The sequence below is a fragment of the Stenotrophomonas sp. YJH_SMC_57 genome (assembly GCF_059369755.1).
On record NZ_JCAFSZ010000001.1, the window covers coordinates 51,222 to 66,584 of the forward strand.

Sequence of the window (15,363 nt, forward strand, 5' to 3'; positions counted from 1 at the left end):
CACAGAGCGGCAGGTCGAACGCCAACCGAGGTTGGCATCTACCCGCGTCCAATGATCCCATTCAAAGCGTGCCAACCCAGGTTGGCACCTACCCGCGTGGGACAAGGTGTGCCGACCAACGGTCGGCACCTACAGCGTCAAATGATCCTTCGGATCATTTGACGCTGCGCAGGTGGTTCGGTCGATTCGGCGGGCCCGGCGGTCGGCGCTTGTTGAACGGCGGCTGCCCGCGCCAGTAGCGGATCAACAACCAGCCGAACAGCATGCCGCCCAGGTGCGCGAAATGGGCGACACCGGGCTGCCAGCCGGTCATGCCCAGCACCAGTTCACCCACGCCGAACAGGATCACGAAGGTCCGTGCCTTCATCGGGATCGGCGGGAACAGCAGCATCACCCGCTGGTTGGGGAACAGCATGCCGTAGGCCAGCAGCAGGCCGAACACGCCGCCGGAGGCGCCCAGGACCGTCGCCGGGTTCTCCAGCAGCGTCCCGACCAGCAGCTGGCAGACGCCGGCACCGGCCACGCAGACCAGGTAGTACAGCAGGAAGCGCTTCTCGCCCCAGGTCTGCTCCAGCGGCGCGCCGAACATGAAGACTGCCAGCATGTTGAAGAACAGGTGGCCGAAGCTGCCATGCAGGAAGCCATAGGTCAGCAGCTGCCACGGCTGGAAGTTGCCGCCCGGCGAGAACGCGTCGAAGCCCTGCTGCAACGGCTGCAGCATGAACGGTTCGAAGGTCTGCATGCCGAGCAGGAACGGCTGCTGCAGCAGGAACAGGATCGCGTTGGCGATCAGCAGGGCCTTGGTGACGGTTGGCAGTCGCGGGAACATGGGAGCACCGGCATGGAACGGCCTCCATCATAGCCGCAGCACCCTGCCTTGTTGGCGACCGCCAGGCACGGACTGTTCAGTCGCCAGCCGCGCTCAGCCCGGCCCCCACACCGCCGCATCCAGCGCCGCGGCCGGATCGGTGGCCGGCATCCGCACCCGGCCGTTCTCCACCACCACGCCTTCGGCGCGCAGCCGCTGCGATTGCTCGCGCCAGCCGGCCGAGCCTTCTTCCATGGCGATGCGCCCATCCGAGCGCAGCACGCGATGCCAGGGCAGGTCCGGGTCGTCGTTCTGGCCGAGGATGCGCGCGGTCAGCCGGGCCCGCCCGGGCAGGCCGGCACGCATCGCCACCTGCCCATAGCCCATCACCTGCCCCGCCGGGATGGCGCGGATCACCGCCAGGATGCGCGCACGCGCCTGCTCCGGCGTCAGCGCCGCAGGCGGGTCACCAGCAGTACGCCGATCAGCACCAGCACGGTGCCGGCGATCTGCGCCGGCCCCATCGGTTCGTCGAGCAGCCATAGGCTCATCACGATGGTGGAAACAGGGCCCAGCATACCGACCTGTGCGGCCAGCGACGAACCCACGCGCTGCACCGCCAGCATGATCGCCAGCACCGGCAACACGGTGCACACGGTCGCGTTGACCAGCGACAGCCACTGCACCGGTGCCGGCGCCTGCCACAGCAGCGGCAGCGGATGGGTGACCGCGAAATGCAGCAGCACCAGCACGCTGGCGACACAGCTGGCATAGGCGGTCAGCCGTACCGCGCCGATGCGCGCGACCACCTGGCCGCTGCCGAACAGGTACAGCGCGTAGCTGAGCGCACTCCCCAGCACCAGCAGGCTGCCGACGATGATCTGCCCGCCCTCGCGCTGCAGGTCGTGGCCGAACGCCAGCAGCACGCCCAGATAGCTCAGCACCAGCGCGCCGATCTGCCATCGGCCCGGTCGCTGGCGCGCCAGCAGCACGTTGATCAGCAGCACCAGGGTCGGGTTCAAGTACAGGATCAGCCGTTCCAGGGTCACGCTGATGTACTGCAGCCCCTGGAAGTCGAGCAGGCTGGACAGGTAGTAGCCGGTGAAACCCAGCCACAGCACGCGGGCGCGGTCGGCCCAGGACAGCGGCGCGGCCCGGCGCGCGGCCCACAGCGCCATCAGCACGAACAAGGGCAACGCCATCAGCATGCGCAGCGCGAGCAGCGTGGTGGCATCCACGCCGTGGCGCAGCCCGAGCTTGACGATGATCGCCTTGCCGGAGGCGGCGATGGCGCCGATCGCAGCCAGGCCAATGCCCCCCAGCGCGATGCGAGGGGAGGCGGTGGCGATACGGGAATCGGGGCTGGACATCTGGACAACAGCGGACCGCGTGGGCGGCCCGGAAAGGCGTGGGGGCGGCCATTGTCGCATGGGGGCGGCCGGTGCCCCGTAGAGCCGAGCCTACGCTCGGCTTCGCCATGCCTGGGCAAAAAGCAGCCGAGCATGGCTCGGCTCTACAACGGCCCAGCTCAGCGCATCAGCACCACTTCCTCGGCCGAGGTCGGATGGATCGCCACGGTGTCATCGAACTGGGCCTTGGTCGCGCCCATCTTGACCGCCACCGCGAAGCCCTGCAGGATCTCATCGGCCGCTTCGCCCAGCAGGTGGATGCCCACCACCCGTTCCTCCGGACCGGCGCAGACCATCTTGAACAGGCTGCGCTGGGTGCCGTTGGCCAGCGCCTGCAGCATCGGGCGGAAGCGGCTGTGGTACACGCTCACCTGCTCGAAACGCGCGCGCGCTTCCTCTTCGCTCATGCCCACCGCGCCCAACGGCGGGTGCGAGAACACCACGCTGGCCACATTCTCGTAATCCATCTTCGACTGCGGACGGCCACCGAACAGGCGGTCCATCAGCCGCCGCGATGCCGCCACTGCCACCGGGGTCAGGCCGACCTTGCCGGCGATGTCACCCACGGCATGCACGCTCGGCACGCGGGTGGTCTGCCACTCATCCACCTGCACCTGCTGGTGTTCGCCGATGCCGATGCCCAGCGCTTCAAGGCCCAGATCACGAATGTTTCCGCGCCGGCCGGTGGCGAAAAACACCGCATCGAACACACTGTCGAGCGGGCCGTCGTGGCCGAAGGCGCGCACGCGCTCGCCATCGCGCTGCAGCTCGCGCAGGCGGTAATCGAAATGAATCCTTACGCCCTGCTGCTTCAGGTTCTCGGCCAGCTGATCGGTCAGCTCGTAATCGAAGCGCTCCAGCAGACGCTTGCCACGCACCAGCAGGCTGACCCGGCTGCCCAGCGCCTGCAGCAGGCCCGCCAGTTCCACCGCAATGTAGCCACCGCCGATGATCGCCACCTCGGCCGGTGCCGCACGCAGGTCAAAGAAATCATCAGACACCAGGCCCAGTTCGGCGCCCGGAATGTCCGGCCGCAACGGATGCGCGCCGGTGGCGATCAGGATGTGTTCGGCGCTGTAGCGCACGCCATCGCTGCAGGCCACCGTATGCGCATCGAGCAGATGGCCGCGCGCCGGAATGCGCACCACGCCGGTCTCGTCCAGGCGCTTGTGGTAACTGGTGTGGATGTTGCTGATGTAGGCCTGGCGATGGATCACCAGTTCCTTCCACGACAGCGCCGGGCGTGCCTCGACATCGAAGCCCATCGCACTGGCCAGGCCGATGCGTTCGTGCAGGTCGGCCGCCAGCCACATCGCCTTCTTCGGCACGCAGCCGACATTGACGCAGGTACCGCCGAGTTCGCCCGGCTCCAGCAGTGCCACCCGCTTGCCATGCTGCGCGGCGCGGATCGCACCGGCCAGGCCGGCGGAGCCGCCGCCAAGGACGATCAGGTCGTAATCATAGGGTGCAGTGCTCATCGGAATCGCTCGGGTCGGTAAGGGGCAGGATCGATCGCTGGGGTACGGCCGCAGACGAGATCGGCGATCAGCTGGCCGGTGCCGGCGCTCATGCTGATGCCGAGCATGCCATGCCCCGCTGCAAGCCAGACGTGAGGATGCGCGGGCGCACGGCCGATCAACGGCACGTCGTCCACGCTCATGGGTCGCCAACCGCACCACTGCTCCTGCAACTGCGCCCCGCGTGGCACGCGCAGGTAGTGGTCGGCGGCCTGCTGCAGCGCGCGCAGGCGGGTCGCGCGCAAGCTTGGATCGGCACCGGCGAATTCCATGGTGCCGCCCAGCCGCAGCGCTTCGCGCCAGGCGATCACGAACACGGAATGGTCTTTCAGCACCACCGGCCGCTGCGGCACCTGCGCCGGCCGCGACCAGGTCAGCGAGTAGCCCTTGCCAGGCTGGATCGGCACGCGCAGATCCAGCTGCCGTGCCCAGTGCCGCGACCACGGCCCGGTGGCCAGTACCAGCTCGCGCGCGGCCAGCAACTGCCCCTCCGCCTGCACGCGCACACCCTGTGCGTCATCGCTGAATCCCTGCACGTCCACCTGCTCGTCGATCACCACGCCCTGCGCGCGCAGCACGCGTGCCAGCTCGGCGGTGTAGCGATCCGGCCGCAGCTGCGCATCACCAGGAAAATGGATCGCACCGGCCAGGCGATCGTGGAAGGCCTGATTCGCGCGCGCATAGTCGGCACCCGGGATACAGGTCGTGGCGATGCCCTGCGCGTTCAGCGCCTCGCACTCGGCCACGTGGTGATCGAAGTTGCGAGCATCGCCGAACACGTAGTCCAGCCCGCGCGCATCAAATTCGCAGTCAAGCGCATGTGCCTGCACCCACTCGGCCAGGCGCTGCCGCGAATCATCCAGCAGCGCGCCACGTGCACGCGTGGACTGCAGCCAGTCGCGGGCGTTGCAGCGTGCACCAAACTGCAGCAACCAGCGCCACAGCGTGGGATCCAGCCGCGTGCGCACGTACAGCGGCGCGCGTGGATCGAGCATCCAGCGCAACGCGCGCCGCGGTACCCCGGGCGCCGCCAGTGGCGGTGCGTGGCTGGGAGTGATGGTGCCGCAGTTGCCATGCGACGTCGCCCCTCCGACGCGCCCGCGGTCGATCACGCGCACCTGCCGGCCCTGCGCGCGCAACGCGAGCGCGCTGGCCAGGCCGATGGCCCCGGCGCCGACCACGATCACGTCCTCGCGCGCCCTCGGCATCGATCAGCCCAGCCCGGCTCCGCGCCGCATCGGCGGCCACTGCCGGTAGGTCATCGCACGCCACAGCCATTCCATGGGCCCGAAACGGAAGTGGCGCAGCCACACGTGCGAGATGCCCACCTGCACGGCAAACAGCAGCAGCGCGAACAGCAGTTGCACGCTGCGCGGCATCATCTCGAACCTGCCCAGTCCGTAGTGGTAGAAGATCCAGGTGCACAGCAGCGACTGGCCGAGATAGTGGGTCAACGCCATGCGCCCGACCGGTGCCAGCCACGCCAGCCGCGTGCGCCAGTGCACGATCCACGCCAGGTAGCCCAGGCACATCGGCAGGCCGCCGACGGTCACCAGCGCCATCGCCGCCGTCACCGGCAGGTTGTACGTGCCCGGTGCCAGGTACGGTTTCCAGGCAACACCCAGCACCGTGACCAGCAGGCCCAGCGGCAGCGCGATCCAGCGCAGCGAGGCGTACAGGCGTGGGAAGCGTTCCGGGGTCGCCAGCGCGCCACTACCAGCGAACCAGCTGCCGATCAGGAACATGCCAAGTACTTCCGGGCCGGTGATCAGCAGCGCGCCCATCGAGGTGCCGAACTCGCTCAAGCGCTGCACCGTGGCCTGTCCCCAGCTGCCCTGCCCGTACACCTGCCGCTGCAGCGCGATGCTCTGCTGCGCTTCGCTGAGCATGCCCTGCACCTCGTCGGCCGAGGCCATCGACACCATCGCCCCGACCAGCAGCATCATCGCCACGCCGCCCAGATAGACGATCACGCCCATCCACGGCAGCCAGCTGCGCGGTGCCTCGCGGCAGGCCAGCAACGGTAGCGAGATCAGCGCGTACATCACCAGGATGTCGCCGGACCAGACCAGCAGCGCGTGGCACAGGCCGATCAGCAGCAGCCCGGCGCTGCGGCGCAGGTAGAACGGGGTGAAATTGCGTCCGGCCACGTCGGCGCGCTGCGCCATCACCGCGAAGCCGGCGCCGAACAGCAGCGAGAACAGGGTGAAGAACTTGCCCTGCACGAACACATAGACAAAGGCATCGGCCCAGTAGTCGATGCCCTGCCAGTGCACGTCGATGCCGGTGAACGCCAGGTCCAGCGGGCCACTGAAGGCCTCGATGTTCATCAGCAGGATGCCCAGCAACGCGGCACCACGCAGGATGTCCAGCACGGCGATGCGTTCGCCGGAAGCCATCGGCTGCAGGGAGTGAGAAGCGGCGTTCACGGGGCATCCGTTGGGCAGGTCCGCCATTATGCCGCCGGCCCACGCGCCATGGATGCCCGCGCCGTGTTCCAGAAACGCAACGGCCCGCCGAAGCGGGCCGCTGCTGCCATCACGATCGCGCTGCGATCAGTGGTGGTGGCCGCCGTCGCCGTGGACGTGGCCGTGGTCGATCTCTTCCTGGCCGGCTTCGCGCACATCGACGATTTCCACGTCGAAATGCAGGTCCTTGCCGGCCATCGGGTGGTTCAGGTCAACGTCGACCACGCTCATGCCGACCTTCTGCACGGTCACCGCGCGCGGGCCGAAGTTGGTCTGCAGCACGACCTGCTGGCCCGGGGCCAGCTTGGTGTTGCCGAAGTGCTTCTTCGGCACGCGCTGGGACAGGCCCTCGCGGCGCTCGCCGTAGGCGTCGGCCGCAGTGACATCGACGCTGAAGGTCGCGCCGGCTTCCTTGTCCATCATGGCGTTTTCCAGGCCCGGAATGATATTGCCGTGGCCGATCAGGATCGCCAGCGGCTCGCCGCGGTCCTTGGACGATTCGATCGGCTCCTGGCCGACTTCGGAAACGGTGTAGTGGAAGCGGACAACGCGGTCTTTTTCGATCTTCATGCGCAACTCTGTCTGGATCTGCCGGAGGCAGGCGGGTTGGGGCGGGTTGTCGCCCGGCGGGGACGCCGCCATCATGACGGCCAATCCAAGGTGGCGCATTATCCGGAGATCATGCACATCACGCCAGTTTCGTCCGGCCTGCGCCGGCTCCTCGCCCCGGCCCTGCTGCTGGCCCTGCCCCTGCTGATGACCGCCTGTGGCGGCGGCAAGGCCACCCGGCCCTCGGCCCCCCCGCCGACCGCCCACTGGCCCAAGACCGTGCCGGACAACCCCGAGGCCGCCAACTCGGTGCTGATGCGTGCCATCAGCCTGGTCGGTACGCCCTACCGCTATGGCGGCAACACCCCCGATTCGGGCTTCGACTGCAGCGGCCTGGTCGCCTATGTCTACCGCGAGATGCTGGACCTGAAGCTGCCGCGCACCTCGCGCGACCTGGCGGCGGTACAGGGCCCGAAGATCGACCCGCAGCGCCTGGCCACCGGCGACCTGGTGTTCTTCGGCAGCCGCGGCAACGTCACCCATGTCGGCATCTATGTCGGCGAAGGGCGTTTCGTGCACGCGCCGAGCACCGGCGGCACGGTCCGGCTCGACTCGCTCAGCGGCCCTTACTGGAAGGACCACTACACGGGCGCGAAACGTGTCCTTCGCTAAAATGAACAGGCGATATGTTCAAAAATGTGACGCGCATCACTGTGGAACTAACGGATTACTAACGGAATTTTTAACTTATTGACGCTTTTACAAGGCATGATGCCCCATCGTTTTTTTCCTGTGACCGACGCGTGACGACTGACGACCTGAAAAGCGAAGGCCAGACTTCCGTATCTTCACGTAGTGCCCGCCCGCTGTTGCTTGGCCTGGCACTGTGTCTGACCAGCCTTCCGGCATGGTCGCAGACTGCTCCGAATCGTTCCGATGTGACTCCGGCCCCGGTGGCCGAGAGCCCCGCCCGACCGGCCGCCAAGGCCGAGGCTGCCGCTCCGCAGCGCAGCCGCGTCGATGCCGCCGCCAGCGCGACCCTGGCTGCCCTGCTGCCGCACCTGGCGGCCAACGACACCATTCCGCTGATGGACCGCTCGGCCGTGGTGGCCGGCGATCTCAGCCGCCTGCTCGCCAACTACGACACCAGCAGCGCCGCCAATGGCAGCGTTGTCGGTACCGCCGCCGACAACGGCAAGGTGCAGTCGCTGCTGCGCCGTGCGATGACCCTGCTGGGCACCCCGTACCGTTGGGGTGGCAGCAACCCGGACAGCGGTTTCGACTGCAGCGGCCTGGTCGGCTACGTGTTCCGCTCCGCCCTCGGCATCGAGCTGCCGCGCGTCTCGCGCGAAATGGCCCACGATGACAACGCCGAACTGATCAACGACCGCACCGCGCTGGCTGCCGGCGACCTGGTGTTCTTCGGCCGCAAGGGCCGCGTGGACCACGTCGGCATCTACGTCGGTGACGGCCGCTTCCTGCACGCCCCGAGCTCGGGCAAGGACGTGCGCGTGGACACCCTGCTCAGCGGCTACTGGGGCAACAAGTTCATGCAGGCCCGCCGGGTCGATCTCTGATCTGACCGGTTGGCGCGACCGCGCCGCCTGACACGAGAAAGCCGCTGCCCTGCAGCGGCTTTTTTGTTGGGCGCGCACGGTGGTGGGTGCCGACCTTGGTCGGCACTGCCTTCATCCATGCATGGCGTGGATCTACCAGGGCCTACCCTCTGCTCGGCACCGCATCAGCCACCCGCCAAGCAAAAGGCCCGCCGGGTCAGGGCGGGCCTTTCATATCGCTACGCAACCTCAGCCGCGTGGCGGTGTCGGGTCGGGGTCATCCACGCCCACATTGCCGGACGGGTTGTCGTACACCGCCTGGTCGAGCAACCCGGTTTCCTTGGCCACGATCACCGGCACCAGCATCTGGCCGGTCACATTGGTCATCGTGCGCATCATGTCCAGGATGCGGTCGATGGCATACAGGTAGCCGATGGTCTCCAGCGGCAGGTTGGCCGCGCTCAGCACCACCGTGGCCATGATCACCGCGGTGCCCGGCACGCCGGCGGTGCCGAAGCTGCCCAGCACCGAGGCGATCAGCACCACCACGTACTGCTCCGGGGTCAGCGGCACGCCGCTGTACTGCGCGATGAACACCGCGCACAGCGCCGGGTAGATCGCGCCGCAGCCGTCCATCTTGATGCTGGCGCCCAGCGGCACCGCGAACGAACCGTAGTCCTTGTTCACGCCCAGGTTGTGGGTGATCGAGCGCAGCGCCACCGGCATCGCCGCGAAGCTGGACGAGCTGACAAACGCTACCTGCATGCCCGGTGCCGCACCACGGAAGAACTTCAGCGGGTTCAGGCCATGTGCCAGCAGCAGCGCGCTGTAGACCACCACGATGTGCAGGGCGCAGGCCACGTACAGTGCCAGCACGAAGTGGCCCAGCGGCAGCAGCTTCTCGAAGCCATAGCTGCCGACCAGGCCGGCGATCAGGCCGAAGGTGCCGATCGGGGTGACTTCCAGCACGAAGCGGGTCACCTGGATCATGATGTCGCTCATCTGGCCAACCAGCTTGCGCGCCTCGGTCACCTTCTCGCCCAGCTTGACGATGGCAAAGCCGACCAGGCCTGCGAAGAAGATCACCGGCAGGATCGAGCCGCGACCGGCGGCCAGCACGGTCTCACCGGCCGCGTTGACCTTGGTGCCGATGCCGGACAACGCATAGAAGACATTGGCCGGCACCACGTCCAGCAGCACCTGCACCACGCTGGGCACTTCGCGCGGCACATAGTTGCTGGCCATCGACAGCTGCAGGCCACCGGCGCCGGGCTGCAGCACGGTACCCACGCCCAGGCCCACGCACACCGCCAGCGCGGCGGTGATCACGAACCACAGGAAAGTGCGGCCACTGAGCGCGGCAACCGACTTCTGGCCGTGCAATGACGAGATCGCGTTGATGACCGCGAAGAACACCAGCGGTACCGCGATCATCTTGATCAGGGTGACGTACAGCTCGCCGAGCGGGCCGAACCACGTTTCCGCGGCCGGGCCCAGCGCCCAGCCGGCGAGCGCACCGAGCACGAAGCCACCGACCACGCGCTGCCAGAATGGAATCCGCAGCCAGGCAGAGACCAGCTTCATAGGCAATCCAGAGGGGAAGAAGGGATGCTGGAACGATAGCCCAAGGCGGCCGGCAGAACGACCGCCCGGCCGGCAAATCAGTGTGTCATCGGCGTGCCTTGCGGGGCCGGGCATAATGAACGTCCCGTTACAGTTTGTGAGATCCCAGCGTCCATGCGTCGTTCCGTCTCCCTGTTGGCCGCCTGCGCCACCACCCTGCTGCTGGGCGCCTGCGCCAGCACTGCCCCCGCGTCCGCCCCGGCCGGCCTCAAGGTCGCTGTCGATCCCGTCGCCCACCCGGCCGGCGAGACCCCGCAGTGGTGGTACCGCAGCGGCGCCGCCCAGGCGGCCGCCAACGGCGCGATGTCCGGCAAGGCCAGGAACGTAATCCTGTTCCTGGGCGACGGCATGAGCCTGACCACCGTGGCCGCCTCGCGCATCTACGAGGGCCAGCAGAAGGGCGGTTCGGGCGAAGAGAACCTGCTGTCCTGGGAGCGCTTCCCGGCCACGGCGTTCAGCAAGACCTACAACACCGATTCGCAGACGCCGGATTCGGCCGGCACCATGACCGCCATCACCACTGGCGTGAAGACCCACATGGGCGCGATCGGCGTCAGCGCCGGCAGCCGCACCGACTGTGCCGACAGCCTGTCCAAGGGCCTGCTGACCTGGCTGCAGCTGGCCGACAGCGCCGGCCTGGCCACCGGCGTGGTGTCCACCGCACGCCTGACCCACGCCACCCCCGCCGCCACCTACGCGAACTCGCCCGAGCGCAACTGGGAAAACGACACCGACCTGACCGAAGCGGCCAAGGCGGCCGGCTGCAAGGACATCGCCCAGCAGCTGCTGTCGACCTCGCGCTATGGCCGTGGCCCGCTGGTCGCCCTCGGCGGCGGTCGCGGTGAATTCACCACCGTGGAAGAGCGCGATCCGGAATACGACGACAAGGTCGGCCAGCGCCTGGACGGCCGCAGCCTGGTGCAGGAATGGCAGCAGGCGCACCCGCAGGGTGCCTACGTCTGGAACAGCAAGCAGCTGGCCGCCGCTGCCAATGCACCGGCCATCCTCGGCCTGTTCGAGCCGGACCACATGCGCTACGAGTACGAGCGCCCGCAGGATCCGGGCGGCGAGCCGAGCCTGGCCGAACTGACCGCCGCGGCGATCAAGAACCTGGCCAAGCACCAGGAAGGCTACGTGCTGATGATCGAGGGCGCGCGCATCGACCACGCCAATCACAGCGGCAACGCCTACCGTGCCCTGACCGAGACCGTCGCCCTGTCCGATGCGGTGCGCGTGGCCAATGAACTGACCTCGGCCGACGACACCCTGATCATCGTCACCGCCGACCACTCGCACACCCTGAACTTCGTCGGCTACCCGGCACGCGGCAACCCGATCCTGGGCAAGGTGAAGGACAAGGGCGGCGAAGACGGTGCCGGCAAGCTGGACTACGCACTGGATGGCAGCGGCCAGCCGTACACCACCCTGACCTATGCCAACGGCCCGGGCCACACCGGCGCCAGCAACCAGCAGCCGGCCGGCGCCAAGCGCTACCCGCACAACCCGAGCAGCTTCGAACCGGCCAATGGCCGCCCGAACCTGCGTGAGGTCGACACCGAGCACCCGGACTACATGCAGGAAGCGCTGGTGCCGATGAAGTCCGAATCGCACGGTGGCGAGGACGTCGGCATCTGGGCCCGTGGCCCCGGCAGCAAGGCGATCCGCGGCACGCTGGAACAGAACGCGATCTACCACATGATCGTGCAGGCCACCCCGGCCCTGCGCGAACGCCTGTGCCAGGCCGGCACCTGCGACGACAAGGGCGTGCCGGTGCAGCTGCCGGCGCCGACCGCCTTCGAGCGCAAGGCCGAGGCCAAGTGATCGCGCGGCAGGCCCGTCCTGCCTGCGCCAGCGGCCGCCTCGTGCGGCCGCTGGTCCTGCTCGGCATGCTGGCCAGCAGCACTGCGCTGGCACAGGCACCGGCCTGCAAGCTGCTCACCGACGAGCACGGGCTGTGGCCGCTGCCCAACTGCGAGGTGGTCGATCACCGGCCCAGGATCCACCCCGACACGCTGAAAGACCTGAACTTCGACGACCACGGCTTGGCCGTGGTGTATGCCGACCAAGGTTTCCATTACGTCAACCGCAAGGGCCGCAGCCTGCCAGTGCTGACCTGGGACAACGGCCCAGAGACACCGCAGGAGGGCCTGCTGCGGGCCCGCGTCGGCAACCGCGTGGGCTACTTCGATCTGAAGTTCCGTCAGGTGGTTCCGGGCACCTTCGATTTCGGCTGGCCGTTCCGCGATGGCGTGGCCGAGGTCTGCAACGGCTGCCGTCGCGGCACGCCGGATGCGGATGGGTACACGCCGATGGAAGGCGGAGAGCGGTTCCGCATCGACCGCTCGGGTCGTCGGGTGAAGTAGGGGTTTCGGCAGGGCTGCGCCCTGCACCTGCTGCAGGCCAGAGCAACAGCAACAGCAACGGCCAAAGCGGCTCTGGTTTTCTGTGGGTTTGGCGGGGCGGTGTCGGATTGCGGGGACGCCGTGAACCCATCCCTGGGGGCTTGGCCGCGGCATCCATGCCGCGGACACCCCGCAATCCGACACCGCCCCACCTTCGACAGGTTCCCGGTGACGGTTGGATCATCCACGCCATGCGTGGATCACATCTGTCAGATATCGAATTGAATCCGGAGTCAGATCCGTTTTCCTGTGGAAAACGGATCTGACCCCATCAACATGCCCGACAGTTCGCAGGAAACTGTCGAAGGCGGGGTGGGTCCGGTTGCGGGGGCGTGAGCCGCATGGATGCGGCGACCGAGCTTACATGGACGTACTTGCAGCGGCCCCCGCAACCGGACCCACCCCGCCATCCCTCAGGAAGCCTGCTTCTGCTTCTGCTGTTGCTGTTGCTGTTGCTCTTGATCGTAGCGGGTGCAGGGCGCAGCCCTGCCGGGCAACCCTATACTTGCCCCGTGACTGCCTTCCCTACCCTCGTTCCGCTGGATGTGCCGCTGCTGGTGGGCTACAGCGGCGGTGTCGACTCGACCGTCCTGCTGCACTGGCTATGGCGTTGCGCACAGGCCTCCGGCACTCCGCTGCGTGCGGTGCACGTGCACCATGGCCTGCAGTCCGCGGCCGACGACTGGGTGCAGCATTGCCGGCAGCAGTGCACAGCGCTGGGCATCGACCTGGCCGTACACCACGTAAGAATCGACGACACCGCAGGCCTGGGCCTCGAAGGTGCTGCCCGACAGGCGCGACGCGCGGCGTTCGCGGCCGAGCTGCGCGATGGGGAAACACTGGTGCTGGCCCAACACCAGGACGACCAGGCCGAAACCTTCCTGCTGCGCGCCCTGCGCGGTTCGGGCGTCGACGGCCTTGCTGCCATGTCCGCACACAGCCGCCTTGGCAGGCACTCCCTGTGGCGACCACTGCTGCGGGTACCGCGCGAAGCACTGCTCGACTACGCCCGGCAACACGCGCTGCGCTGGGTCGAAGACCCCAGCAACGCCGACGACCACGTCGATCGCAACTTCCTGCGCCTGCAGGTACTGCCGCTGCTGCGCCAGCGATGGCCAAATGCGGCCGCGGCGCTGGCCGGCAGCGCGGCGCATTGCGCGCAGACCCGTGAGCTGCTTGATGAAGAAGACGCCGAGCTGATCGCACATCTGGAGGTGGCACCGCGCGTGCTGTCGCTGCAGCTGCTGCGGCAGATTTCGCCGGGCCGCGCCGCACGCGTGCTGCGTGGCTGGGTGCTGGGCCATGGTGCGGCACCGTTGCCGGCCACGGTCCTGCAGCAGGCGCTGGCCGAACTGCTGCCGGCCGACAATGACCGCCAGGCGCGCGTGGGGTGGCACGACCATGCGATCCAGCAATGGCGCGACCACGCCTACCTGCTGCCTGCCCGGCTGCCGGTACTGCCTCGCGACTGGCAGGCCGAATGGGATGGACGCATGCCCCTGGCATTGCCCGATGGCGGCCAGCTGCGCCTGCAGGGCACCGCGGCCCTCGAACACGCGCTGCAGGTCCGCGCACGCGTGGGTGGTGAGCGCATCCAGCTGCCCGGACGCCAGCATTCGCACGCGCTGAAGGACTGCCTGCAACGGGAACACCTCGCGCCCTGGCGACGCGCACAGCTGCCGCTGATCTTCGATGGCCCGCAGTTGCTTGCTGCCGCCGACGTGGTCATCGCAGCACCTTTGCAGGCCTGGTTGCAGGCCCATGGCGCGCAACTGCAGTGGCGCCCGGGCGGCTGGTGAATTGACCCCCGCGCGCGGCCCGTCCACACTTGCCGCATGGCCAAGAAGTCCCCCGAAAACGCCTCCCCTGTCGCCCAGTTCGAGCACTCGCTCGAATCGCTGGAGCAGCTGGTGGAGCAGATGGAAACCGGCGAGCTGAGCCTGGAAGCTTCGCTCAGTGCATACGAACGTGGCGTCGGCCTGTACCGCCAGTGCCAGCAGGCGCTGGAACAGGCTGAACTGCGCGTGCGCCTGCTCAGCGATCCGGCCCAGCCGGAAGCGGCCGAGCCGTTCGACCCGCCCAGCCATGACGGCTGAGGCCCTGTTCGCGCGCTGGCGCGACCGTATTGAAAGCCAGCTCGACGCCGCACTGCCCTCGCCTGCCGAGGCACCGCAGGGCCTGCACCAGGCCATGCGCTATTCAGTGCTGGGCGGCGGCAAGCGCATGCGCCCGTTGCTGGTGTATGCCAGCGGCCACCTGTTCGGTGCGCAGCCGGAAGCGCTGGACGCGGCCGCGATGGCGGTCGAACTGATCCACGCCTATTCACTGGTGCATGACGATCTGCCGGCGATGGACGATGACGCCCTGCGTCGCGGCAAGCCGACCACGCATATCGCCTTTGACGAAGCCACGGCGATCCTCGCTGGCGACGCCCTGCAGGCCCGTGCGTTCGGCCTGCTGGCCGATGCACCGCTGCCGGCTACATTGCGCGTGGCCTGCCTGCAGACGCTGGCCCACGCCTCCGGCGCCGCCGGCATGTGCGGCGGCCAGGCCCTGGACATCGATGCCACGGGCCAGCAGCAGACACTGGCGGCCCTCACCCGCATGCATGCCCTGAAGACCGGGGCGCTGATCCGCGCCGCGGTGCGCATGGGGGCGCTGTGCGGCCAGGCCCACGAACCGCAGCTGGCCCAGCTCGACAGCTTCGCCGATGCACTCGGCCTGGCGTTCCAGGTGCGTGACGACATCCTCGATGTCGAGGCCAGTTCCGAACAGCTGGGCAAGACTGCCGGCAAGGACCAGGCACAGGACAAGAGCACCTTCCCCGCCCTGCTTGGCATGGACGGTGCGAAGGCCCAGCTGCACGAACTCGCCGCACGCATGCAGTCGATCCTGGCCGGCCATGGCGAGGAAGCCGATGCGTTGCGCGCGCTGGCGACGCTGGCGGTCGAACGCGATCATTGAGTGCTGCGCGCTCGCCGGGTACCGCCCGTCACTCTCCGCACATGAAAACGCCCGGCAATGCCGGGCG

15 protein-coding genes are annotated in these 15,363 nt (G+C 68.1%); 7 read left to right on the plus strand and 8 right to left on the minus strand.

Annotation, left to right across the window (positions count from 1 at the left end; genetic code table 11):
* Nucleotides 1-154: 154 nt before the first annotated feature.
* From AC5P7U_RS00210 to AC5P7U_RS00240, 7 genes are all read right to left on the minus strand, one after another.
* Entirely contained in the window at nucleotides 155-829 is a 675-nt protein-coding gene (locus AC5P7U_RS00210) for a rhomboid family intramembrane serine protease (protein WP_008267505.1), read from the minus strand.
* Between the two features lie 93 nt (nucleotides 830-922).
* Entirely contained in the window at nucleotides 923-1,261 is a 339-nt protein-coding gene (locus AC5P7U_RS00215) for an MGMT family protein (RefSeq protein ID WP_224329410.1), read from the minus strand.
* Nucleotides 1,258-2,178, minus strand: a complete 921-nt coding sequence (locus AC5P7U_RS00220; protein WP_197563928.1) for a DMT family transporter — start codon at nucleotides 2,176-2,178, stop codon at nucleotides 1,258-1,260. Before AC5P7U_RS00220 ends, AC5P7U_RS00215 begins: the two co-directional genes overlap by 4 nt.
* Before the next feature lie 158 nt (nucleotides 2,179-2,336).
* A complete protein-coding gene (gene gorA / locus AC5P7U_RS00225; protein ID WP_197563929.1) occupies nucleotides 2,337-3,695 on the minus strand; it encodes a glutathione-disulfide reductase in 1,359 nt (452 codons plus the stop codon).
* Entirely contained in the window at nucleotides 3,692-4,942 is a 1,251-nt protein-coding gene (locus AC5P7U_RS00230) for an FAD-dependent oxidoreductase (RefSeq protein WP_197563930.1), read from the minus strand. Before AC5P7U_RS00230 ends, gorA begins: the two co-directional genes overlap by 4 nt.
* Nucleotides 4,943-4,945: 3 nt before the next feature.
* A complete protein-coding gene (locus tag AC5P7U_RS00235; protein WP_197563931.1) occupies nucleotides 4,946-6,190 on the minus strand; it encodes a DUF418 domain-containing protein in 1,245 nt (414 codons plus the stop codon).
* 99 nt (nucleotides 6,191-6,289) lie between these two features.
* The gene (locus tag AC5P7U_RS00240) at nucleotides 6,290-6,772 is read right to left on the minus strand and encodes an FKBP-type peptidyl-prolyl cis-trans isomerase (RefSeq protein WP_008266927.1); all 483 of its coding nucleotides are present in this window, start codon (nucleotides 6,770-6,772) and stop codon (nucleotides 6,290-6,292) included.
* A 111-nt stretch (nucleotides 6,773-6,883) separates the two neighbouring features.
* On the opposite strand from AC5P7U_RS00240, the gene AC5P7U_RS00245 reads away from it, so the two are divergent.
* Together AC5P7U_RS00245 and AC5P7U_RS00250 are read left to right on the plus strand one after the other, a co-directional pair.
* On the plus strand, nucleotides 6,884-7,423 hold the full coding sequence (locus AC5P7U_RS00245; RefSeq protein WP_053509406.1) for a C40 family peptidase: 540 nt from the start codon (nucleotides 6,884-6,886) through the stop codon (nucleotides 7,421-7,423).
* Between the two features lie 131 nt (nucleotides 7,424-7,554).
* Nucleotides 7,555-8,328: a C40 family peptidase gene (locus tag AC5P7U_RS00250; protein WP_049457770.1), complete on the plus strand. Its 774-nt coding sequence runs from the start codon at nucleotides 7,555-7,557 to the stop codon at nucleotides 8,326-8,328.
* A gap of 228 nt (nucleotides 8,329-8,556) precedes the next feature.
* On the opposite strand, the gene AC5P7U_RS00255 is transcribed toward AC5P7U_RS00250, so the two are convergent.
* A complete protein-coding gene (locus AC5P7U_RS00255) occupies nucleotides 8,557-9,891 on the minus strand; it encodes a dicarboxylate/amino acid:cation symporter (protein WP_133935241.1) in 1,335 nt (444 codons plus the stop codon).
* A gap of 153 nt (nucleotides 9,892-10,044) precedes the next feature.
* On the opposite strand from AC5P7U_RS00255, the gene AC5P7U_RS00260 reads away from it, so the two are divergent.
* The 5 genes from AC5P7U_RS00260 (at nucleotide 10,045) to AC5P7U_RS00280 (ending at nucleotide 15,296) form a co-directional block, all read left to right on the plus strand.
* Nucleotides 10,045-11,751, plus strand: a complete 1,707-nt coding sequence (locus AC5P7U_RS00260; protein WP_197563932.1) for an alkaline phosphatase — start codon at nucleotides 10,045-10,047, stop codon at nucleotides 11,749-11,751.
* Nucleotides 11,748-12,293 (plus strand): WG repeat-containing protein, encoded by a 546-nt coding sequence (locus tag AC5P7U_RS00265; RefSeq protein ID WP_495220713.1) that lies wholly within the window; start codon nucleotides 11,748-11,750, stop codon nucleotides 12,291-12,293. Before AC5P7U_RS00260 ends, AC5P7U_RS00265 begins: the two co-directional genes overlap by 4 nt.
* 551 nt (nucleotides 12,294-12,844) lie before the next feature.
* Complete coding sequence (gene tilS / locus AC5P7U_RS00270) at nucleotides 12,845-14,131, plus strand: tRNA lysidine(34) synthetase TilS (RefSeq protein WP_495220714.1); 1,287 nt, start codon at nucleotides 12,845-12,847, stop codon at nucleotides 14,129-14,131.
* 36 nt (nucleotides 14,132-14,167) lie between these two features.
* Nucleotides 14,168-14,428 carry an exodeoxyribonuclease VII small subunit gene (locus tag AC5P7U_RS00275; protein WP_006460180.1) on the plus strand — a complete coding sequence of 87 codons (261 nt, stop codon included), beginning with the start codon at nucleotides 14,168-14,170 and terminating at the stop codon, nucleotides 14,426-14,428.
* The gene (locus AC5P7U_RS00280) at nucleotides 14,418-15,296 is read left to right on the plus strand and encodes a polyprenyl synthetase family protein (RefSeq protein WP_006460181.1); all 879 of its coding nucleotides are present in this window, start codon (nucleotides 14,418-14,420) and stop codon (nucleotides 15,294-15,296) included. Before AC5P7U_RS00275 ends, AC5P7U_RS00280 begins: the two co-directional genes overlap by 11 nt.
* Nucleotides 15,297-15,363 lie beyond the last annotated feature (67 nt).

What these genes read in the sequence shown, in the direction of transcription:
- AC5P7U_RS00210 (WP_008267505.1), bottom strand. Translation starts at nt 829, where the DNA reads ATGTTCCCGCGACTGCCAACCGTCACCAAGGCCCTGCTGATCGCCAAC.
- AC5P7U_RS00220 (WP_197563928.1), bottom strand. Translation starts at nt 2,178, where the DNA reads ATGTCCAGCCCCGATTCCCGTATCGCCACCGCCTCCCCTCGCATCGCG.
- gorA (WP_197563929.1), bottom strand. Translation starts at nt 3,695, where the DNA reads ATGAGCACTGCACCCTATGATTACGACCTGATCGTCCTTGGCGGCGGC.
- AC5P7U_RS00230 (WP_197563930.1), bottom strand. Translation starts at nt 4,942, where the DNA reads ATGCCGAGGGCGCGCGAGGACGTGATCGTGGTCGGCGCCGGGGCCATC.
- AC5P7U_RS00235 (WP_197563931.1), bottom strand. Translation starts at nt 6,190, where the DNA reads ATGGCGGACCTGCCCAACGGATGCCCCGTGAACGCCGCTTCTCACTCC.
- AC5P7U_RS00240 (WP_008266927.1), bottom strand. Translation starts at nt 6,772, where the DNA reads ATGAAGATCGAAAAAGACCGCGTTGTCCGCTTCCACTACACCGTTTCC.
- AC5P7U_RS00245 (WP_053509406.1), top strand. Translation starts at nt 6,884, where the DNA reads ATGCACATCACGCCAGTTTCGTCCGGCCTGCGCCGGCTCCTCGCCCCG.
- AC5P7U_RS00255 (WP_133935241.1), bottom strand. Translation starts at nt 9,891, where the DNA reads ATGAAGCTGGTCTCTGCCTGGCTGCGGATTCCATTCTGGCAGCGCGTG.
- AC5P7U_RS00260 (WP_197563932.1), top strand. Translation starts at nt 10,045, where the DNA reads ATGCGTCGTTCCGTCTCCCTGTTGGCCGCCTGCGCCACCACCCTGCTG.
- AC5P7U_RS00275 (WP_006460180.1), top strand. Translation starts at nt 14,168, where the DNA reads ATGGCCAAGAAGTCCCCCGAAAACGCCTCCCCTGTCGCCCAGTTCGAG.
- AC5P7U_RS00280 (WP_006460181.1), top strand. Translation starts at nt 14,418, where the DNA reads ATGACGGCTGAGGCCCTGTTCGCGCGCTGGCGCGACCGTATTGAAAGC.